This is a genomic window from Pseudomonas sp. LSJ-87 (assembly GCF_032971465.1).
Taxonomy (GTDB): domain Bacteria; phylum Pseudomonadota; class Gammaproteobacteria; order Pseudomonadales; family Pseudomonadaceae; genus Aquipseudomonas; species Aquipseudomonas putida_Z.
Map to the genome: position 1 here is coordinate 21,789 of NZ_JAWJYQ010000025.1, position 20,425 is coordinate 42,213.

The 20,425-nt window shown below is 65.4% G+C and carries 14 protein-coding genes; 3 read left to right on the plus strand and 11 right to left on the minus strand.

Annotation, left to right across the window (positions count from 1 at the left end):
• Positions 1 to 137: 137 nt before the first annotated feature.
• The gene (gene xerC, locus RYH74_RS16655) at positions 138 to 1,052 is read right to left on the minus strand and encodes a tyrosine recombinase XerC (RefSeq protein ID WP_015270152.1); all 915 of its coding nucleotides are present in this window, start codon (positions 1,050 to 1,052) and stop codon (positions 138 to 140) included.
• Between the two features lie 214 nt (positions 1,053 to 1,266).
• Here xerC and RYH74_RS16660 point away from each other — a divergent pair, with 214 nt between their 5' ends.
• Positions 1,267 to 2,448 (plus strand): NnrS family protein, encoded by a 1,182-nt coding sequence (locus RYH74_RS16660; protein ID WP_317409775.1) that lies wholly within the window; start codon positions 1,267 to 1,269, stop codon positions 2,446 to 2,448.
• A 172-nt stretch (positions 2,449 to 2,620) separates the two neighbouring features.
• On the opposite strand, the gene RYH74_RS16665 is transcribed toward RYH74_RS16660, so the two are convergent.
• The 8 genes from RYH74_RS16665 to RYH74_RS16700 all read right to left on the minus strand — a co-directional run bounded on the left by RYH74_RS16665 (position 2,621) and on the right by RYH74_RS16700 (position 14,436).
• Entirely contained in the window at positions 2,621 to 4,882 is a 2,262-nt protein-coding gene (locus RYH74_RS16665) for an ATP-dependent DNA helicase (protein WP_317409776.1), read from the minus strand.
• A complete protein-coding gene (locus tag RYH74_RS16670; RefSeq protein ID WP_317409777.1) occupies positions 4,879 to 6,528 on the minus strand; it encodes a VRR-NUC domain-containing protein in 1,650 nt (549 codons plus the stop codon). The genes RYH74_RS16665 and RYH74_RS16670 overlap by 4 nt, the downstream gene beginning before the upstream one ends.
• A 228-nt stretch (positions 6,529 to 6,756) precedes the next feature.
• The gene (locus RYH74_RS16675; RefSeq protein ID WP_317409808.1) at positions 6,757 to 8,064 is read right to left on the minus strand and encodes an MFS transporter; all 1,308 of its coding nucleotides are present in this window, start codon (positions 8,062 to 8,064) and stop codon (positions 6,757 to 6,759) included.
• A 98-nt stretch (positions 8,065 to 8,162) separates the two neighbouring features.
• Positions 8,163 to 9,380, minus strand: a complete 1,218-nt coding sequence (locus RYH74_RS16680; protein ID WP_085663700.1) for a fumarylacetoacetate hydrolase family protein — start codon at positions 9,378 to 9,380, stop codon at positions 8,163 to 8,165.
• Positions 9,381 to 9,400: 20 nt separating this feature from the next.
• Positions 9,401 to 10,459 carry an Ldh family oxidoreductase gene (locus RYH74_RS16685; protein WP_084785199.1) on the minus strand — a complete coding sequence of 353 codons (1,059 nt, stop codon included), beginning with the start codon at positions 10,457 to 10,459 and terminating at the stop codon, positions 9,401 to 9,403.
• A 34-nt stretch (positions 10,460 to 10,493) separates the two neighbouring features.
• Positions 10,494 to 12,035: an altronate dehydratase family protein gene (locus tag RYH74_RS16690; RefSeq protein ID WP_317409778.1), complete on the minus strand. Its 1,542-nt coding sequence runs from the start codon at positions 12,033 to 12,035 to the stop codon at positions 10,494 to 10,496.
• A gap of 465 nt (positions 12,036 to 12,500) precedes the next feature.
• The gene (locus tag RYH74_RS16695) at positions 12,501 to 13,454 is read right to left on the minus strand and encodes a LysR family transcriptional regulator (protein ID WP_025339435.1); all 954 of its coding nucleotides are present in this window, start codon (positions 13,452 to 13,454) and stop codon (positions 12,501 to 12,503) included.
• 34 nt (positions 13,455 to 13,488) lie between these two features.
• A complete protein-coding gene (locus RYH74_RS16700) occupies positions 13,489 to 14,436 on the minus strand; it encodes a LysR family transcriptional regulator (RefSeq protein WP_075045409.1) in 948 nt (315 codons plus the stop codon).
• A gap of 101 nt (positions 14,437 to 14,537) precedes the next feature.
• Between RYH74_RS16700 and RYH74_RS16705 the strand changes: the two genes are divergently transcribed.
• Together RYH74_RS16705 and RYH74_RS16710 are read left to right on the plus strand one after the other, a co-directional pair.
• Positions 14,538 to 15,851 (plus strand): L-fuconate dehydratase, encoded by a 1,314-nt coding sequence (locus RYH74_RS16705; protein ID WP_023663021.1) that lies wholly within the window; start codon positions 14,538 to 14,540, stop codon positions 15,849 to 15,851.
• 65 nt (positions 15,852 to 15,916) lie between these two features.
• Positions 15,917 to 17,227: an MFS transporter gene (locus tag RYH74_RS16710; protein ID WP_317409779.1), complete on the plus strand. Its 1,311-nt coding sequence runs from the start codon at positions 15,917 to 15,919 to the stop codon at positions 17,225 to 17,227.
• 133 nt (positions 17,228 to 17,360) lie between these two features.
• Here the strand turns inward: RYH74_RS16710 and RYH74_RS16715 are convergent, their stop codons facing one another.
• Positions 17,361 to 18,716 carry a GntR family transcriptional regulator gene (locus RYH74_RS16715; RefSeq protein ID WP_317409780.1) on the minus strand — a complete coding sequence of 452 codons (1,356 nt, stop codon included), beginning with the start codon at positions 18,714 to 18,716 and terminating at the stop codon, positions 17,361 to 17,363.
• Positions 18,716 to 20,101: a hypothetical protein gene (locus RYH74_RS16720; protein WP_317409781.1), complete on the minus strand. Its 1,386-nt coding sequence runs from the start codon at positions 20,099 to 20,101 to the stop codon at positions 18,716 to 18,718. The genes RYH74_RS16715 and RYH74_RS16720 overlap by 1 nt, the downstream gene beginning before the upstream one ends.
• Positions 20,102 to 20,425 lie beyond the last annotated feature (324 nt).

A 20,425-nucleotide genomic window follows, 5' to 3' on the forward strand; every position in this document is an offset into this window, starting at 1 on the left:
ATGCTGGGGCCGCTACGCGGCCCATCGCCGGCAAGCCAGCTCCCACAGGGATCGCGCATGGCTTGAGGTCAGCGCGGTCGGCGTGGGAGCTGGCTTGCCGGCGATGGGCTGCACAGCAGCCCCAAGTGTGACGAAACTCAGTAATCGAAGCGGTCCACCGCACGCCGGCGTTCGTTGTCATCACGCCGGTCATAGATGGCGGTGGTCTGGATATTGGCGTGATGCGCCAGCTTCTGCGCAATCGACAGGTCGTGCTCTTCGATCACCCGGGTGATGAACGCCCGGCGGAAGTCGTGCGGCATGATCTTCACGCCCACCTGCGCACCACGCTGGCGGGCGATGTAGTAAATGGCATGCTTGGTGATGCGCGCCCGGGTGATATGGCTGCCACGGCGGATGCGGTTGAACAGGAACGGGTCGTCTTCGGCCCCTGCCGGCAAGTCCTGACGGCGCAGGTCCAGCCACGCCTGCAACTTCTCGAACGCCCATGGCGGGGCATACTTGATCAGCTGGCGGTTGCCCTTGCCCAGCACCTGCAGGCTGCGCGCCTCGAAGTCGACCTGGTCCAGGTCGATGTCCACCGATTCCGACTTGCGCATGCCGGTACCGTACAGCAAGGCGATGATCGCCGCGTCACGCACACCCTGCGGCCGTGGGTCGGCCGCGCACACATCCATCAGCTCGCGAATCAGGCTGCGGCGCAGGTTGCGCCCCGGAGGCAGGCGGCTGCCGGTGGCCGGTTTGACCTCGCGGATGCGCAACAACTGCTCGTGATCGATCAGGCCCTGGCGCCAGGCTTCGTTCATCACACCGCGGATTGCGTTGACGTACAGCGACGAGCTGTTGGGGGCGTAACCGTCGGCACGCAGCGCCGCCACCAGGGCGATCACATGGCCGGGCTCGAGCCGATGCCAGGGCACATCGACGATATTGCAGTCGACAAACCCCAGCCGGTCGGCAGCGTCCTGAAGGATGTAGCGCATGGTTTGCTGGCTGGATGGGGCCAGGCGGGCCATGTACTGCAGCAGCGGATTTTTCGAGAGGTCGGACAAAACGTGAATCCTGTAGCGAAGCGTTGGCCAGCGGCGAACCGGCCAGACCCTGAAGCAAGTCAATACGACATACAAGCAGGTCCAAATAACAGCAGGAAACGCATGTCATTCGGACCCGGAGAGGTGCCATCACCTTGATATACAAGGGGTTCGGAGCTGGCACGGATCGTGATCTTACCCCAATTGAGCCTACTGAACGAACGAAGGTCCGCCCATGCTTGTGCAGCCGATCGCTTCACGCCCACGCCAGGCCGTCTGGGGCCTGGGTTTCCGCCCATTCTTCCTGGGTGGCAGTTTGTTTGCGCTGCTCGCCTTGCTGTTGTGGGCCGGCGTAATGGCCGGGGCGCTGGAGCCCACGCCACCCGGCGGCATGCTCGCCTGGCACCGCCACGAGATGCTCTATGGCTTTGCTGCCGCCATCATCGCCGGTTTCCTGCTGACTGCCGTGCAGAACTGGAGCGGCACCCCAGGCTTGAGCGGGCGTGCACTGCAGGGTTTGTTCCTGCTTTGGCTGCTGGGCCGGGCGAGCTGGTTCCTGCCATTACCGGGCAGCTTGCTGGTGGTGATCGAGGGCAGCTTCCTGCCACTGGTGGCACTGGCCCTGGCACGGCCGATCGTGCAACGGCGCTTGCGTAACAACTACCCGATCGTCGGCCTGGTGCTGTTGATCGCCGCCTGCCAGTGGCTGACCCTGGTCGGCTGGCTGCGCCAGGACGAACTGTGGCAGCGCCGCGGGGTGTTTGCCGGGTTGTGGCTGGTGGCCGCGATGATGACCGTGCTTGGCGGGCGGGTGATCCCGTTCTTCACCCGGCGCGGCCTGGGCAACATGGCCCCGGCCCCTGCCCGCCCCTGGCTGGACCGGGCCTGCCTGCTGCTGAGCGTGGCGGTACCGCTGGCCTTTGCCTCGGGCTTGGCCGATACGCCACATATCGGCCTGGCCGTGCTGTTCGGCGCCTTGTTCGCCCTGCATACGGCCCGCCTGGCCTTGTGGCATGACCGTGGCTTGTGGCGGGTGCCCCTGCTGTGGTCGCTGCACCTGGCCTATGCCTGGATTGCCATTGCCTGCCTGGGCATGGCGCTGTGGCATGCCGGGGTGGCGGTGAGCCCGAGCCTGGTGACCCACGCCCTGACCGTGGGCGCCATGAGCGGCTTGATCCTGGCGATGATGGCACGGGTCAGCCTGGGCCACACCGGCAGGCCGCTGCAGGTGCCGACCAGCATTGCCTGGGCCTTTGCCTTGATACAACTGGCGACGCTGGCGCGGGTGGTGCTGCCGCTGTTCACGCCGCTGGGGGTGAGCCTTTCAGTATTGTGCTGGAGCCTGGCGCTGCTGCTGTTCCTGCAACATTACCTGCCCATCTTGCTGCGGCCACGGGCTGACGGTATGCCTGGCTAGCCTTGATGCCCAGATTGGGGCCGCTTTGCGGCCCATCGCCGGCAAGCCAGCTCCCACAGGTACAGCGCAGGCCTTGAGGTCGGCGCGGTCGTTGTGGGAGCTGGCTTGCCGGCGATGGGCTGCGAAGCAGCCCCAAGGTTTCAGCGCAGACGCACAAATTGCCGGGGCCGCGTTAACCTCCCGGCGCTGGCCACCACCCCGGGAACATCTGCTGCACCCGGGGTTCGGCGAAGCGCTCGTCAATCAAGACCAGAACGCCACGGTCCTGGTCGCCCCGGATGACCCGGCCTGCCGCCTGGATGACCTTGCGCACGCCCGGGTAGAGATAGGCGTAATCGAACCCCGCACCAAACTGCCGCCCCAGGCGCTGCTTGAACTGCTCGTTGACCGGGTTGACCTGGGGTAGCCCGAGGGTGGCGACAAACGCGCCGATCAGCCGTGTGCCCGGCAAGTCCACCCCCTCCCCGAATGCACCACCCAACACCGCAAAACCCACCCCGCGGCCATCCGCCACAAAACGGTCGAGAAAGCCCTGGCGGGCCGCTTCGTCCATGCCCGGTTCCTGGGCCCACATGGGTATCTGTGCATGCCGCTCGGCCAGCAGCCCGGCCACCTGTTGCAGGTACTCGAAACTGCTGAAGAACGCCAGGTAGTTGCCCGGCATGCGCTCATACTGCCGGGCGATCAGCTCGACGATCGGTGCCAGCGAAGCCTGGCGTTGCTGGTAACGGGTGGATACCTGGCTGGCGATGCGCACTTCCAGCTGTTCGGCGCGAAACGGCGCGGCCACTTCCAGCCAGGCGGTATCGGCCGGCATGCCCAGCAGGTCGCTGTAGAAGTGCCGTGGGCTCAGGGTGGCGGAAAACAGGGTCACGCTGCGCGCCGCCTGCATGCGTGGGCCCAACAGGCGCGCCGGGGTGACATTGCGCAGGCACAGGGTGGCCAGCCGCCGCTTGCGCGGGCCCTGGCGCTGGCTGATGTCGAACAGGAAGTGCTCGTCGAACAGCTCGGCAACCCGGCTGAACTGCAACGCCTGGTAGAAGAACTGCAGCACCTGCGGGTCCATTTGCGCAGGCGTCTGGTTCATTTGTTCCTGGATCAGCCCGATGCATTGCTGCAGGGCACGCAGCAAGGCCTCTGGCAGCGACTCGCTGGCCTGGTACGGCGCACGCTGCTCCTTGTAGAGGGCGTTCCACTGCCGGTTCAGCCGGTCCAGCGCACTGACCAACCCGGGCGGTTTGCTCTGGCGCAGGGCCTGCAATTGCCCCTGGTCGAGACTGGCGCTGTACATGCCGCGGCCGCGCTCGACCAGGTTGTGCGCCTCGTCCACCAGTACCGCGACCCGCCACTGGTTGGCTTGGGTCAGGCCGAACAACAAGGCATGGGCATCGAAGTAGTAGTTGTAGTCCGCCACCAGCACGTCTACCCAGCGCGCCATTTCCTGGCCCAGGTAATACGGGCACACCTGGTGCGCCAGGGCTACCTCGCGTAGCTGGGCGCGGTCGAGCAAGGGCAACGCTGCCGCTGCCTGCCGGGCGGCCGGCAGGCGGTCGTAGAAGCCTGCGGCCAAGGGGCAGGATTCGCCATGGCAGGCCTTGTCGGGGTGCTCGCAGGCTTTGTCGCGGGCGATCAGCTCCAGCGTGCGCAAGGCCGGCTGCGGCGTGGCATCGGTGATCTGGCGCATGGCATCCAGGGCCAGGGCCCGGCACGGGGTCTTGGCGGTGAGAAAGAACAGCTTGTCCAGCTGCTGCGGCACCATGGCCTTGAGCAGAGGGAACAAGGTACCGACGGTCTTGCCAATTCCGGTGCTGGCCTGGGCCATCAGGCAACGGCCGGTACTCACGGCCTTGTACAGGGTTTCCGCCAGTTGTCGCTGGCCCTGGCGGAACGCCGGATAGGGGAAGCCCAGTGCTTGCAGGCCAAGGTTACGCTCGGCCAAGCGCTGCTCCTGCCCTTGTGCCCAAGCCAGAAAGCGTTGGCACTGGGTTTCGAAGAAGGCCTGCAGTTCGGCTGCCGTGCAGTGTTCACTGATCAGCGTCTGGCCATCGCTGTCCACGTCCAGGTAAACCAGTGCCACCTCGATGGCCGGCAGTTGCCGTGCCTGGCACATCAACCAGCCGTAGACCTTGGCCTGCGCCCAGTGCAACTGACGATGGTTGGCCGGTTGGCGCGACAGGTCGCCACGGTGGGTCTTGATCTCTTCCAGGCGGTTGCAGGCGGGGTCGTAACCGTCGGCGCGGCCACGCACTTTCAGGATTTCGAACTGGCCTTCAAGGGCAATTTCCGACTCATAGCCCGCAGCGCGTCGCGCCACCACCCGCCGATGCCCCTCGATCCCCTCCTGGGCGGTGGGTGATGGCGTGAAGCGCAGATCCAGGTCGCCGACCTTGGCGCTGAATTCACACAAGGCGCGTACCGCCACGCTGTAGCTCACGGTGTTTCGCTCCAGCGCACGTGGCACACCGCGACAGGTAGGCCGTGGGCCCGGCAGAACTCCAGCCAGCGCAGCTGGTTGTCCTGCAGGCGGTCGCCAGGGCCCTTGACCTCGACCATGCGGTAGCGGCCTTGCTCGGGCCAGAACTGGATCAGGTCGGGCATGCCGGCGCGGTTGTTGCGGATGTCCTGCAGCAGGCGCAGGAAGCACTGTTTCAAATGGGCCGCCGGCAGGCAGGCCAAGGCTTGCTCAAGCAACGCTTCACTGAGCACGGACCAGAACACGAACGGCGACTGCAGCCCTTGCTTGGCGGCGTAGCAGTCGAGAATCGCCCGGTGATGGCTGCCATCGTCGAGCCGCCCCAGGCAACGTTCGAACAGAGCACTGCGGCGTTGCTGGAAGTCGCTGTCATGCAGGTCCTGCGGGGCGGCCTGGAACGGGTTGAAGAACGCGCCGGGCACCGGGGCGAAGATCGCCTCCCAGCACAGCAGGCCGAACAGGCTGTTGAACAGCGTGTTCTCCACGTAATGCACCGGTCCACCGGCTTCGGCCAGGTGCTGGCGTACCGCCTCCTCCACACCCAGCGCTGCCAGTTCCCGGGGCAGTTCCAGCTCGATCAGCTCCAGGGGCGCGACACGCTGGCGCCGCTGTGGCGGGCCACCGAGCTTGCGTGCCAGGCGTGGCAACATGCGTTCCAGCGCCTGCACTTCCAGGGCGTTGGCCGGCGCCGCCGCCAGTTGCAGCGCCAGTGCATGGGCCTGGGGCCACTGCTCGCTGCGCTCCAGCACCCGCACCTGGCGGATGCGCGCCTGGGCATGGCTGCACTGCGTGTACACAGCCATGGCCTGCGCCCAGTCGCCCAGGCGCTCGCATTGCTGGCCCAGGGCGAATTGCAGGCGCGCATGGCGCCGGGCCAGCCATGGGTTGTCGCTGTGCAGGCCCTGCATGGCTGCCAGGATCGACAGCGGGTCGTCGCCCTGCTCCAGGCGCTCGGCGCACTGGTGCAAGGCCATGGCCAGGTCGACTTCGGCGCGTTGCTGCAGGGCACGCGAATCGGTGCTGAACGGCACCTGTTCGTAGCGCAACAAGCCGAGGTCGGCGAGGACGAAGTCCGACCAGTCCTGGTACAGGTTGCCGAAGAACAGCAGGCGCATGCGGTCGCACAAGGGTTGCAGGCACCACTGGAGGATGCGCACGCCACTGTCCGGAAACCACTCGGCCAATGAACGGGCTTGCAGGCCCAGGGGTTGCAGTTGTGCAAGCAGGTCATGCTTGGCAGCGCGAGGGCGGCTCAGCTGCGGGGCAAAACAACGGGCAAGTTCGTCCTTGCGCAGCAGGGCGAACAGCTGCTGCAGTTCCAGTTGCGCGGGCTCCCGTACCCAGCCTAGGGCCAGCAACGGCTGCAGGGCCTGCCCGGTATCGCCGATTTCGGCATAGTCGAGGCGATCGCTGCGAAACAGCTCGCCCTTGCGCATGACCATGCGCACCATCAGGGCCTGTGCCGGGGCGCCCAGTTGGCTGAAGGTGCGGATGAAAGCGAGTTCCTGATCGTCGAGCAGGTCTTCGTAGCGCTGTTCGACCCACAGCAGCACCTGGCGGAAATTGTGCAGGTAGTAGAACGGGTCGTCGACGGAATGGGCGATCACGGGCTGGGGGTCAGGCGGCTGGAATGGATACTGGTTATACATACAGACCAGTATGCCTGGCAAGTGCCGTGGGTCGCTCAACGATCGGCTGTCGGCTTGGGGGCTGCTTTGCAGCCCAATCGCGACGCAAGGCCGCTCCCACAAGGTATTGCAGTGCTGCTGAAACCAGCGCGATACCTGTGGGAGCGGCCTTGCGTCGCGATTGGGGCGCAAAGCGCCCCCCGGAATTCACACCTGTTCCGTCGCCCCGACCATCTCCGCCGCCTTGACCTTGGCACTGCCAATCGGCGCCTGCAGCAGCAGGAAGTAAGCCACCGCCGAACACAGCGCCACTACCGCACTGATCATGAACGCCGTGGTGAACGAGCCCGAGTACTGGATGCTGAAGCCGGTGACGATCGGCGCCACCGAGCCGGCAATGTAGCCGCCGAAGTTCTGGATCGAGCCAAACGAGGCCACGCGCTGGCTGTCGACGATGGTGTTGACGATCATCCAGGCAGTGGCACTGGCCATGTTGATGCTGAACAGCGCCAGGCACAGCAGGACGATGCAGCCGGTCAGGCCGGTGACGAATGACAGCGGCAGGGTAAACAGCGCCGCCAGCACCAGGCCGGTGATGACGCTGAACTTGCGGCTGGCCAGCACGCTCATGCCGCGCTTCACCAGCAAGTCGCAGAAGCGCCCGGCAACGATCGTGCCCGCTGCGCCAAAGCCATAGGCCAGCGACACTACCCAGGCGGTCTTGTACAGGTCCAGGCCGTGCTCACGCTCGAAGTAGCCAGGCAGCCAGGTCAGGTGCAGCCAGAGCATGTAGATCACGCCCATGAAGCCCAGCACCGCCCCCCAGGTACTGCGGTGCTTGAACAGGTCGAGCCAGCCGGCGAAGTACGAGGCCTTCGGCGCTTGTGCAGTAGCTGCAGGCACCTGCTGCCCACTCGGCAACGGCTTGCCCTCGGCAGCAAGCTCCGCCAGGTAGCGGGCCTTGCTTTTGTAGAAGGTCAGCCAGCACAGCGCCAGCACCACGCCGATCACGCCGGTGATAATGAACATGCCGCGCCAGCCGAAGTTGACCATGAACAGCGTCAGCAAGGGTGGCGCCAGGCACGGGCCGAGGCAGGTCGAGGACCAGACCACGCCGGTCGGGGTGCCGCGTTCGTTGGCATCGAACCACTCCGACAGGGCCTTGGCCGCCGACGGGAACATCGGCGCCTCGCCAATCCCCAGCAGCACCCGCAGGCCCATGAAGCCGGCAAAGCTGTTGACCATGCCGAACGCTGCCTGGGCCACCGACCAGCCCAGCAGCGAGGCGCCGAGGGCGATCTTGCTGCCCAGGCGGTCGATGATCATGCCCATCGGCAGCTGGGCAAAGGCATAGGCAATGGAGAACGCCGACAACAGGATGCCCATCTGCGACGGGCTGATCATCATGTCTTTCTGGATCGAGGTGTTGGCGATCGACAGTGCACTACGGTCCAGGTAGTTGACGATGCCGATCAACAGCAGGAACACGACGGTGATGCGTTGGTACTTCTTCATAGGGTTCATGTGATGACCTTTATTATTATTGTTGCCGCGCTGTCAGCGCCTTGGCGGTCCTTCGTTCATGCTGCGCCCTCCCTGACGCAGCGCGCCGCTCAAGGCTGGCGCGCGGTTGTTGCAACATCCAGCAGCCCGCGCCGGCCGAGGCTGTCGATCAGCGCACGCAGGCCAAAGTGCCACTGCGGTGCCAGGTCGCTGGTGGTCACGCGGTTGCACAGGGTACCCAGTTGCGGGTTGCTGATACTCACCACATCGCCCGGCTTGTGGGTGAAGCCGTTGCCCGGTTGGTCGCGGTCCTGCTTGGGGGCGAACAAGGTACCGAGGAACAGCACCAGGCCGTCGGGGTACTGATGGTTCTCGTTGAGGGTTTGCTGCACCAGGTCCTGCGGGTCGCGGCTGATCTGGCGCATGGAGCTGCGGCCGGCGAGGATGAAACCGTCTTCGCCCACCACCTGCAAGTCCACTTCTGCGGCGCGTACGTCGTCCAGGCCGAAGCTTTCGTCGAACAGGCGCAGCAGCGGGCCAAGCGCGGTGGAGGCATTGTTGTCCTTGGCTTTTGACAGCAGCAAGGCGCTACGGCCTTCGAAGTCGCGCAGGTTGACGTCGTTGCCGAGCATCGCGCCCTTGATGCGACCATCACTCGACACCGCCAGCACCACTTCAGGCTCCGGGTTGTTCCAGCTCGACTTGGGGTGGATGCCGATGTCGGCGCCGTGGCCGACCGCCGACAGCGGCTGGGCCTTGGTGAACACCTCGGCATCCGGGCCAATACCCACTTCCAGGTACTGCGACCACAGGCCCTGCTCCACCAGCACCTTGCGCAGCGCTTCGGCCTGGGCCGAGCCCGGCACGATCTGCGACAGGTCGGCGCCGATGCGGCTGGCCAAGGTGTCACGGATCGCATCGGCCTTGGCCGGGTCGCCCTTGGCCTGCTCTTCGACTACGCGCTCCAGCAGGCTGGTGGCGAAGGTCACGCCAGCGGCCTTCACCGCCTGCAGGTCGATGGGTGCCAGCAGCCATGGCTGGCGTGGGTCGCGCAGGGCCGGGTCGCTGTTGCCAAGCAACGCTGGCAGCCCGATCAGCGGCTCGGCCAGCGGCAGGCTGCGCAGGTAGGCCACCGGGTCGGCCACTTCCAGCAGGGCCGAGACGGTGGCTACATGGGCGCTGATATCGTGCACGGCGCCGGCCTTCACCAGCACCACCGCAGGGCCCTGCTCCGGCAGCCAGACCCGCCCTACCCAACTGCCGCTGTCGAACGCGCTGGCATCGTGATTCAGAGGCAGCGGTCGCTTGCCGTTCGCTCGATCAGTCATCTGTGTACCCTTACTGTCATTCATTGGGAAAGTGCCGGCAGTTGCAGCTGCCCGGCCAGGCGGTCAAGGTCGGCCACCAGTTGTGACGAAAGGCTTGCGCCCTGCTCCAGGGCCTGGCGGCGTAGGGCAAGGCCAGCCTGCCCAGGCAGGCGCACCGGGCGCTCGGGGTCGAGTGGCCGGCTGGCCAGGACCAGCCGGCCGAGGAAGCTGGTTTCGTCGGTGAACGCTTGCAGGCCGCCGAAGAAACGCGGGTCGATGACCACGGCGGTGGCCGAGGCACCCCACTGGTCTGGTGCATCCTTGCGGCCATGGCCGGCCAGCCCCGAGGTCAGGGCTTCGACCAGCAGCGCCAGGGCGAAACCTTTGTGGCCAAAAGCCTGGCCACCCAAGGGCAGGATGCTGCCTTGCGGGCTGGTGAAGAAGTCGCGCGGGTCGTCGCTCAGTTGCCCGTCATTGCTCACCAGCACCGGGTGCGGCAGGCGGCTGCCGGCATCGCGGCACTGGCCGACCAGGCCGAGGGTGACGGTGGACATGCTGACGTCCAGCAGAATCGGCTCGCCCTGGGTCGGGATGCCCGCGGCAATCGGGTTGGGGGTGTACACCGGGTCGGCGCCACCATGGGCGCAGACCAGCCCTACCGATGGGTCCGAGGAATACAGCATGGCTACCAGGCCCTGGTCGGTGTAGGGCTTGAGGTAGGCTGCCAGGCAGCCGATATGCGCGGCACGGCGCACCACGGCGATACCGATGCCCTGCGAAGTGGCGCCCTTTGCCGCGCAGTCCAGGGCACGGCTGACGCAGTACGGCCCCAACACGTAGTGGCCATCGAACAGGCTGGAAATGCCACTGTCCGATACCTGCTCCAGTACCTGCGCGCGGGCCTTGACCTGGCCGCCGAGCATGCCGTCGATGTAGCGGCTGACCAGGTTCAGGCCATGGGTGCGATGGCCCAGCAATTCGCCTTCGAGCAGTACCCGGGTCACTACCTGGGCGACTTCGGCATCGGCGCCGGCCTTTTCGAACAGACGCTCGACGAAGGTGGTGAGCGCTTGCACGTTGTAATGTGTGGTTTGAGTCATTGCGGTTGCCTCGGAAATGGAACAGGGCTGGCGATCAGGTCACGGCACCGATCTGCCATGGCACGAATTCGTTCTGCCCGTAGCCGTGCAGCTCACTCTTGCTGCGCTCACCGGAAGCGATGCGCAGCATCTGTTCGAAGATGAACGCGCCGCGCTCCTCGATGCTGGTGGAGCCATCGGCGATGCCACCGCAATTGACGTCCATGTCTTCTTCCTGGTGCTCGAACACCCGGTTGTTGGTGGCCAGCTTGATCGACGGCGCCGGGGCGCAGCCGTAGGCCGAGCCACGGCCGGTGGTGAAGGCGATCAGGTTGGCCCCGCCAGCCACCTGGCCGGTGGCCGAAACCGGGTCGTAACCGGGGGTATCCATGAACACCAGGCCCTGGGCGCGTACCGCTTCCGCGTACTGGTACACATCGACCAGGTTGCTGGAGCCGGCCTTGGCCACCGCACCGAGGGACTTCTCGAGGATGGTGGTCAGGCCCCCGGCCTTGTTGCCGGCCGAGGGGTTGTTGTTCAGTTCGGCGTTCATGCGCTGGCAGTAGTCTTCCCACCAGCGGATGCGGGCCACCAGCTTTTCGCCGACCTCGCGGCTGACCGCACGGCGGGTGAGCAGGTGCTCGGCACCGTAGATTTCCGGGGTTTCGGAGAGGATCGCGGTACCACCGGCGGCCACCAGGCGGTCGACGGCATTGCCCAACGCCGGGTTGGCGGTAATGCCGGAATAGCCATCGGAACCGCCACATTGCAGGCCGACCACCAGGTGCCGCGCACTGACCGGCTGGCGCTGCACCTGGTTGGCCTCGACCAGCAGCGCCTTGACCTGCTCGATACCGGCGGCGATGGTTTTGCTGGTGCCGCCGATACCCTGGATGGTGAAGGCGCGCAGCTGGGCGCTGGCCTGCAGGCCCTGGGTTTCCAGCAGGCTTTCGATCTGGTTGGTTTCGCAGCCCAGGCCGATGATCAGCACGGCAGCGAAATTGGGGTGTACGGCGTACCCGGCCAGGGTGCGACGCAACAGGCCCAAGGCTTCACCGCTGGGGTCCACCGCACAGCCGGCGCCGTGGGTCAGCGCTACCACGCCGTCGATGTTCGGGTAATCGGCCAGTACTTCAGGGTGGATGTCGCGGCGAAAATGGTCGGCCACGGCCCGGGCCACGGTCGCCGAGCAGTTCACCGAGGTGAGGATGCCGATGTAGTTGCGAGTGGCGACCCGGCCATCGGCGCGCACGATGCCCTGGAACTGCGCCTCGCGGCCGGGCTGGCTGCGGGTGTCGACACCGAAGGCGTAGTCACGGGCGAAATCGCCCATCTGCACGTTGTGCACATGCACGTGTTCGCCGGCGTCGATGGCCTGCGAGGCAAAACCGATGATCTGCCCGTAACGGCGCAGGGGCTGGCCCTGCTCCACACGTTCGGTAGCGAGCTTGTGGCCCGAGGGGATCGGCTGGCGCACGGTAATCGCCTCGGCGTCCAGGCGCAGGCCTTGCGGCAGGGCCTTGCGGGCGATGAGCACGTTGTCCAGCGGGTTGAGGCGGATGACGGCAAGGTCACCGGACTTGGCAATCAGTTGCATGGGACCTCTCAGGGCGGTGCGGCTGGCTTCTTGTTATGGCTGCGACCACTGTAAGAAGCCTTGGGCAACATTCCCAATGAGATGATCCGATCGTGCGATAACCTTGGGTTATCAAAAACAGGTATCAGAGCGCGTTTATCAATCACATTTGAGGGCCATTGGGGCCGCTGCGCAGCCCTTCGCGGGCTTGCCCGCTCCCACACCGACTGCATTGGCATCAAGCCATGCGCTGTCTTGCTCAAATTCCACAAAGTGGCGCGATCGCTGTGGGAGCGGCCTTGTGTCGCGAAAGGGCTGCAAAGCAGCCCCAGCAATTTCAACTGTTGCGCATCAATCCTGGGGCCGCGTTGCGGCCCTTTCGCGACACAAGGCCGCTCCCAAAGGTACAGCGACAACCTCGAGAGCAACGCTGCACCCGTGGGAGCTGGCTTGCCTGCGATGGGCTGCGCAGCGGCCCCATGGGATTTATCTCTGCTCCTGCTGACGGCGCCGCGCGCCCTCCAGCAAAATCTCGACAAAAGCCCGGGCCGAAGCGCTCAGCGGCTCGTCCTTGCGGGTAACCACGCCGTACTCCAGCGCCGCCAGGTGCAAGGGGCTGCGCAGTTCTTTCAGTTGGCCGCTGGCCAGCTGCGCGGCAACCATCGAGCGCGGCAACATGGCGATCATCGGCGCCGCCTGCAGCAATTGCAGGAACATCGGCATGGAGATGGTTTCGACGCTGTCGGCAGGCGTGGCGATGCCGGCAACCCGGAAGGCCTGCTCCAGGCGGTTGCGGATCGGCGTGCCCACCGGGTACAGCACCCACGGCCAGTCGCCCAGCGCTGTCAGCGGTGTGCTTTCCAGCTGGTTGAGCGGGTGCTCGCTGTTGACCACCAGGCTGAACGGTTCCGGCTCCAGGGGCTGGAAGTCGAACAGCTGGCTGAAGCGTTCTTCAGTGAAGCGGCCAATCATGATATCGAGCTTGTTCTGCTCCAGCATGGTCAACAAGTGATCGCTGGAATGCTCCACCACTTCGATCGACAGCAACGGGCTGCGCGCCTTGATCGCGGCGATGGCCTGCGGCAGCACCAGTGCGGTGGCGGCAAAGATCCCGCCGACGCGGATAAAGCCGTGCCCGCCGTTGCGCAGGCGGTTTACCTGGTCGACGAACTGTTGCGACTCGGCCAGCGCGCCTTGGGCATAACGCACCACATATTCGCCCAGTTCGGTGGGTGGCATGCTCCGCGGCAGGCGCTCGAACAGGGCGAAGCCGAACTGCTCCTCAAGGTCACGCAACATCTTGCTCAGTGCCGGCTGGCTCAGGTTCATGCGCGTGGCGGTGGCGTGCATGTTGCGGGTGCGCGCCAAGGTGTCGATCAGCACCAGGTGCTTGTAGCGGATCCAGTTGCAAAAGCTGGAATGGGTCATGTCCGGCGGCATTGACGCAGGGCCTCAGGCAAGTGAAAAGGCAGGGCTATTGCGCCCGCAGGTAGTGCAGCAAGGTGTCCAGGGCAACCGAGTTGGGCCGCGAGCGCAGGGTCAACACGCCCAGGTTGGCCATCGCCAGCGGCAGTTCCACCGGCAGGATGGCGACCATGCCATAGCGGGCATAATGCTTGGCCACGTCATCGGGCACCACCGCAATCATCTCGGAGGCTTCGAGCATTGCGGTGGTAGCCAGGATCGAGGCGGTTTCGACGATATCCAGCGACTGCACCATGCCGCCGGCCTGCAACGCGCTTTCGACGCGGCGGCGCATCGGGCTGCCGATGGGGTGCAGGATCCAGGTCAAGGCCACCAGGTCGGCCAGTTGCAGCCCGGCGGCATTGGCTAGCGGGTGGCTGGCGCGGGCGATCACGCGCATCTGCTCACCGCCTTCGAACAGTTCGATGTTCAGGTCCTGGCTGTCGCTCTGGTCCGGCAGGCGCCCCACCACCATGTCGAAGTCGCCACGCAGCAAGGCCGGCAGCAAGGTGTCGCTGGTGCCGACCTCCAGGGAAATGCGCACTTTGGGGTGGTCGCGCTTGTAGGCCAGTACCGCCTTGGTCAGCACGCCCGGCACCGGCCCCATGACGCTACCCACCCGCACCAGGCCCTGGGCCCCGCGCGCCAGCTCGGCAATCTGCGCCTGGGCGTGCTCGAACTCATGCAGCGCATTCTGCGCATAGCGGATCATCACTTCGCCATACAGCGTCGCTTGCATGCCCCGTGGCAAACGCTCGAACAAGCGTACGCCAAGGCGCTCCTCGAGCTGTTGCAGCAACAGGCTCGCTGCCGGTTGCGTGGTGTGCATCGCCGCGGCCGCACGGCGCAGGTTAGCGAACTCGCCCAAGGCGTTGAGCAGCGTGATCTGCCGGCTGGAGATCTTCAATGCGCCGAGGCTGGCAGGCGCCTGGGCGCTGTCGGGTGGCAAGCGAGACATATCGAATCCGGTATCTCTGGTTAAGATTTGGCGATTATGCCTGTATCGCTCGACAACCTACAGTCAGGCCTCCCAGTGCTTGAACAGAACAAGAGCCGACCATGAGCATACGTATTACCCACCTGAGCGTTCGCGACATTCGTTTCCCCACTTCGCTGTCGCTGGACGGCTCCGACGCCATGAACAGCGCCCCCGATTATTCGGCGGCCTACGTGGTGCTGCACACCGACGCCGAGGCCCTGGAAGGCCACGGCCTGACCTTCACCATCGGCCGTGGCAACGAGATTTGCGCGGCGGCGGTGCAGTCGCTGGCGCCGCTGATCGTCGGCCTCACCCTGGAGGAAATCACGGCCGACATGGGCGGTTTCTGGCACCGCTTCACCGTCAGCGACAGCCAGTTGCGCTGGCTGGGCCCGGAAAAGGGCGTGATCCACCTGGCCACCGCCGCGATCATCAATGCCGTGTGGGACCTGTGGGCCAAGCACGAAGGCAAGCCGGTGTGGAAGCTGCTGGCCGACATGACGCCCGAACAGCTGGTGCGCTGCCTGGACTTCAGCTACGTCACCGATGTGCTCACCCCTGAAGAAGCCATCGCCCTACTGCGCCGCCAGGCCCCGGGCAAGGCCCAGCGCGAAGCGCAGATGCTGCGCGAAGGCTACCCCGGCTACACCACCGCGCCGGGCTGGCTGGGCTACAGCGAAGAAAAGATGCGCAAGCTGGCCCGCGAGGCGGTGGAAGATGGCTGGACCCACATCAAGCAGAAGATCGGTGCGGACCTGGAGGAAGACATTCGCCGCGCCAGCATCCTGCGCGACGAAATTGGCTGGGAGCGCACCCTGATGATGGATGCCAACCAGGTATGGGGCGTCGAGGAATCCGTCGCCAACATGCGCCGCCTGGCCGCCTTCGAGCCACTGTGGATCGAAGAGCCGACCAGCCCGGACGACATCCTCGGGCACGCCACCATCCGCCAGCGCATTGCCCCGATTGGCGTGGCCACCGGTGAACATTGCCACAACCGGGTGATGTTCAAGCAGATGTTCCAGGCCGGCGCGCTGGACTTCTGCCAGCTGGACGCGGCCCGCCTGGGTGGCCTGAACGAAGTGCTGATCGTGCTGCTGATGGCGGCGAAGTACGACGTACCGGTGTGCCCGCACGGCGGCGGTGTCGGCCTGTGCGAATATGTGCAGAACATTGCCCTGTTCGACTACATCGCGGTATCGGCCTCGCTGCACAACCGGGTGCTGGAGTACGTCGACCACCTGCACGAGCATTTCATCGACCCGGTGGTGATCCGCCGGGGGCGCTACATGCCACCGCAACGCCCAGGCTACAGCATCGAAATGCATGCCGAGACCCTGGAGCGCTACCAGTACCCCAACGGCGCGGTGTGGCTCGACATCAACCGTTCCTGACCCACCTACCTGGGTGCGCCGCCTTTGCGCGGCACGCCACCAGCACTTTTCACGGGGAAAAAACAATGACAATCCTCACCGGTACTGCAGCGGCGCCCGCCCCTGCCGCCACCACCGAACAGCGCCTGAACGGCCTGCTGCTGCGCAAATTGATGCCACTGCTCATCGTTGTCTACGTGATGAGCTTCCTTGACCGGACCAACATTGCCCTGGCCAAGGCCAGCATGGGCATCGACCTCGGCCTGTCGGCAGCGGCCTACGGCCTGGGCGCCGGCCTGTTCTTCCTCACCTATGCCCTGGCCGAAGTACCCAGCAACCTGATCATGCATCGGGTGGGCGCACGCTTCTGGATCACCCGCATCATGATCACCTGGGGTCTGCTCTCGGCGGGCATGGCCTTCGTCCAGGGCGAAACCTCGTTCTACGTCATGCGCCTGTTGCTCGGGGTCGCCGAAGCGGGCCTGTTCCCCGGCGTGATGCTGTACCTGACCTACTGGTTCGATCGTGAACAGCGTGCCCGCGCCACGGGTTACTTCCTGCTGGGCGTGTGCCTGGCCAACATCCTCAGCGGCCCGCTGGGGGGTGCCCTGCTGGAAATGGACGGTGTGCTGGGCTGGCACGGCTGGCAATGGCTATTCGTGCTCGAAGGCCTGCCGGCAGTGGCCCTGGCCTATGTGGTATGGAAGAAACTGCCCGATGGCCCGGCCTCGGCGCCCTGGCTGTCGGCCGCCGAAGCCGAGGACATCGAGCGCCGCCTGGCTGCGGAGCGGGCCGCCGCACCGCAGCAGAGCAAGTTGGGGCAGATGTTCCGCGACCGGCAGATCTGGCTGGCGATCGTGGTGTACTTCGTGCACCAGATCACCATCTACACGGTGATTTTCTTCCTGCCGGGCATCATCGGCACCTACGGCGCGCTGTCGCCCTTCCAGGTCGGCCTGCTGACCGCCGTACCGTGGATTGCTGCCGCCATCGGCGCCGCCACCTTCCCACGCCTGGCCACCTCGCCGAGTCGTTGCCGCACCCTGCTGTTCGGCGGCCTGCTAACCATGGCGGCCGGGCTGCTGCTGGCGTCGCTGGCCAACTCGTTCATCGGCCTGATCGGGTTTTCGCTGACTGCCCTGATGCTGTTCGTGGTGCAGTCGATCATCTTCGTCTTCCCCTCCAGCCGCCTGAGTGGCAGCGCCCTGGCGGCAGGGCTGGCCTTTGTCACCACCTGCGGCCTGTTTGGCGGTTTCGTCGGCCCATCGGTGATGGGCCTGATCGAGCAGGCCACCGGCAGTACCCGCAATGGCTTGTGGATCATCGCTGCGTTGCTGGTGGTGGCAGCGCTGGTCAGTACCCGCTTGCGGCAAGGGCAGGAGCAAGCGAATCGCTGACAGGAGGCGTTTGTCTGCCAGGGCCTAATCGCCGGCAAGCCGGCTCCCACAGGTACAGCGACAACCTTGAGTTCAACGCTGCACCCGTGGGAGCTGGCTTGCCGGCGATGGGTTGCAACGCAACCCCGGCGGCTCAAGGTGTAGCGCCGGCAGGCCGGCCACAGCGCAGTTCCAGCACCTGAGCCAGGCGCTCTACCGCCTGTTGCAGCTCCCCCGGGTGATCACCCAGCCACGCCATCGCCAGACACTGCTGGTAGCGGCCCTGCAGGCTGAACTGCTCGCCCGGCAGGGCATGCAGTGCTGAACCAGCCAGCGCTGCTGCAATACCCTCCCACGGCAGCGGCTGGCGAAAGCGCACCCACAGTGTCCGGCCACCCTCCGGCGTTTCCAACACCACCCGCTGGCCGAACTGCAGCTGCAACTCACGCGCCAGGCATTGCATGCGCTTTTGCAGGTCGGTGCGCAGCCGCACCAGTTGCGCCTCGATTTCGCCTTTGCCCAGCATGTGCGCCAGCGCTTGCAGGCGAAGCGGTGCAAGCCGAAATGCACGCTCAGCGAAAGCCCGGGCCAGCACGGCATCATGACCCAGCAGGTAGGCATAGGGCGCCTCGCCCCCCACTGCGGCATCGAACGCCCCCATCACCAACAGCCAACGCGGGTCGACCCAATCGCGCAGGCGCGTATTCGGCGGCCCGCTGTAACAGTGCTCGCTGTCCAGATCGTTCTCCAGCAACCATACAGGGTGCTGGCCCAGCAGCTGGCCAAGCTGCTGCTGATAGTGCAGTGAAACCAGCCGCCCCTGCGGCATGCCAAGGCACGACGGCATGACCAGCATGCACACCGGCTCGTTGGCCAGCAGCCGGGCCAGGGCGCGCAGGTCCGGGTTACCGCGGGTATCCAGTGGTACCTCCAGCACTCGCATGTCGGCACGGGCCAACGCACGCAGCACCTGCCAGCAACAGGGCGAGTGCACCACCACGGTCCCGCCTTGCAGGACCAGCGCCGCCAGCAAAGTCTCCAGCAACGCCTGCACATCTGGCGCCAGCTGGACGTCCTCGGCACGCCAGTACTGGTTGGAGGAACGGGTATAGCGTTCGGCGACGGCATTGCGCAGGCGGGCGCTGCCGGGCGCGTCCCACGGGGCGACACTGTGCGTGCGCTGACGTGCCAGGCGCCGCTCGTGGGTGAACAGGGTGCGCTCAAGCATCGGCTGTGCCGGCAAGGGTGCCTGCCGGGGCATGGCCGCAGCATCCCCCTTGGCAGCGCCCTGTACGTAGTAGCCCGACCTGGGCAGGCACTGCACGCGCCCCTCTTCTTCCAGCAGGCTGTAGGCACTCTGCACGGTGGCCAATGACACCCGTAACCGCCGGGCCAACACGCGCAACGACGGCAATCGGCACGGGCCACTGCGTGGCGCCTGGTCGATCAGGGCTTCCAGGTAGCGATAGACCTTGCGATAGGCGAACTCGCCGGAGCCCGATTGCTCCATCAAGGCGGCCCCGCATGACCACGCCGCCGCCCCGCTGCCCGCCGTGGCAGCAACCTCAGCTGTACATCGCGACGGGCCAGGTGGCTCATGAGGCGCCAGGAGGCCAGCGGCAGGCCTCCGCCATAGATCAACCGGAGTTGCCCCAGCGGCAGGCCGCTGGTATTCACCAGCCAGTTTTTCACCGCTTCAGGGCAGGGTTTACCCTGCAAGGCTCGATGCAGGTACGGCAGCGCCACCAGCATGTCGGCATGCCAGCACTGCAGAAAACGCTCCAGGTTCTTCCCCTGCCGGGCAAACGGGCTGAACAGCAGGCACACCTGTTGGATCTGGTTGATGCCGTATGCCTTGCCGAACTGCAGCTGATGCGTGTCGCGCCGCTTGTTGGCGCCCGGCTGGCCAGCCAGCCGCAATGCCGGGCGACTGCCCTGCGGCTCGAGACTGCGTGCGTGCAGCTCCCGCAGCTGCACCGGGGCCAACCGCTCGACGAACGCGGCCAACGGCCAGGCGTCCTGGCCCCCCTCAAAGCGACAACCGAGCATGAGGTCCAGCTGCTGCTCTTCGAGCAATGGCGGCAGCAGGTCGTCAATGGCAATCAACCGCACCGACGTACTCTGCGGCACGCTCGCCGAGCTCGGCCCCGCCAAGGCCCCCGATGGCAACCCGATACTGCCGTGCAGGCGGCTCAGCCCCTGTGCCAGCGTCGCCAGGCACTGGTGCACCACATGCGGACCACGCTCCCCTGCCAGGCGCAGGCTGCGCCGTGCCCAGGCCAGGTACCGGCGGCGCTGGCGCGCAGGGATGGCGGTGATAAATACATCCGCAGGTGAATGGGCCTGCAGCGCAAAGCCCACGGCCGCCGCCAGTTCCAGGTGCAGGCGACACCCCAGCAGCGCTTCGGGCCTGGCGTCGACCAGGTGACCGAACATCAGCATGGCGTCCCTCGCCAACAGCCAGTTGTCGGGCGCGGCAGGGGCATGCCGGCTGAACGGCACCACTTCACGCCCCTTAATCATCTGCAGTTGCACCCGCGGGTCATCCTGCAAGAACAGCGCATTGAAGCTGCGCTCATGGCATTCGAGCGTGGCACTGTCAGCCACGGGCAGGCTCACCACCAGCACCCGCAGCTGGAAGGTTACCGGCGCACGCAGGGCGATACTCAGTTGTGCGGCACGCAGCATGGCCAGCAGCCGGGCGCTGCGGCGATCATTGCCTTGCAGCACCAGCAAGCGGCAGGTACCGATGTAGTCGGGCCCGCCTGCAGCAACCAGCAGCCGTTGTATCAGCAATTGCAAGGAAGCACGCTGCGCTTGTGACATATGACTGAGCAAGCGCTCGAGTACTTGCTGGTAGATATAGTGCATTGCCTGGTCGTGAATAGCAGTCACGAGATCACCTCATCAACTTCATGCAGTCAGCGCACGTTGATCAGAGGACCTGAACATCAACATGCCCCGAACTTTTCCAGAAGAAATTTCCTACAACTAATTGGAAGTAATGACGTAACCATCACTGTCGCCATGACATCGAGAAAAACCCATCGTCGCGACGCCCCGCCGCTGCCATACACCGCCCTGGCCTGGGCATAGCCATGCTCATTCCACGCTCCTTGCGCAAACTATCATTGAGCCATTATCGAGGGATGCAAAGCGAATAGAAGATACAGATCAGGGTAAAAAAACCATTCAGCGGAAGTGAGAAAACACATTGAC

Bases quoted from the DNA above. Each gene is read 5' to 3' on its own strand.
- RYH74_RS16660 (WP_317409775.1), top strand. From the start codon at position 1,267: ATGCTTGTGCAGCCGATCGCTTCACGCCCACGCCAGGCCGTCTGGGGC.
- RYH74_RS16675 (WP_317409808.1), bottom strand. From the start codon at position 8,064: ATGAAGAAGTACCAACGCATCACCGTCGTGTTCCTGCTGTTGATCGGC.
- RYH74_RS16680 (WP_085663700.1), bottom strand. From the start codon at position 9,380: ATGACTGATCGAGCGAACGGCAAGCGACCGCTGCCTCTGAATCACGAT.
- RYH74_RS16685 (WP_084785199.1), bottom strand. From the start codon at position 10,459: ATGACTCAAACCACACATTACAACGTGCAAGCGCTCACCACCTTCGTC.
- RYH74_RS16690 (WP_317409778.1), bottom strand. From the start codon at position 12,035: ATGCAACTGATTGCCAAGTCCGGTGACCTTGCCGTCATCCGCCTCAAC.
- RYH74_RS16695 (WP_025339435.1), bottom strand. From the start codon at position 13,454: ATGCCGCCGGACATGACCCATTCCAGCTTTTGCAACTGGATCCGCTAC.
- RYH74_RS16700 (WP_075045409.1), bottom strand. From the start codon at position 14,436: ATGTCTCGCTTGCCACCCGACAGCGCCCAGGCGCCTGCCAGCCTCGGC.
- RYH74_RS16705 (WP_023663021.1), top strand. From the start codon at position 14,538: ATGAGCATACGTATTACCCACCTGAGCGTTCGCGACATTCGTTTCCCC.
- RYH74_RS16710 (WP_317409779.1), top strand. From the start codon at position 15,917: ATGACAATCCTCACCGGTACTGCAGCGGCGCCCGCCCCTGCCGCCACC.
- RYH74_RS16715 (WP_317409780.1), bottom strand. From the start codon at position 18,716: ATGGAGCAATCGGGCTCCGGCGAGTTCGCCTATCGCAAGGTCTATCGC.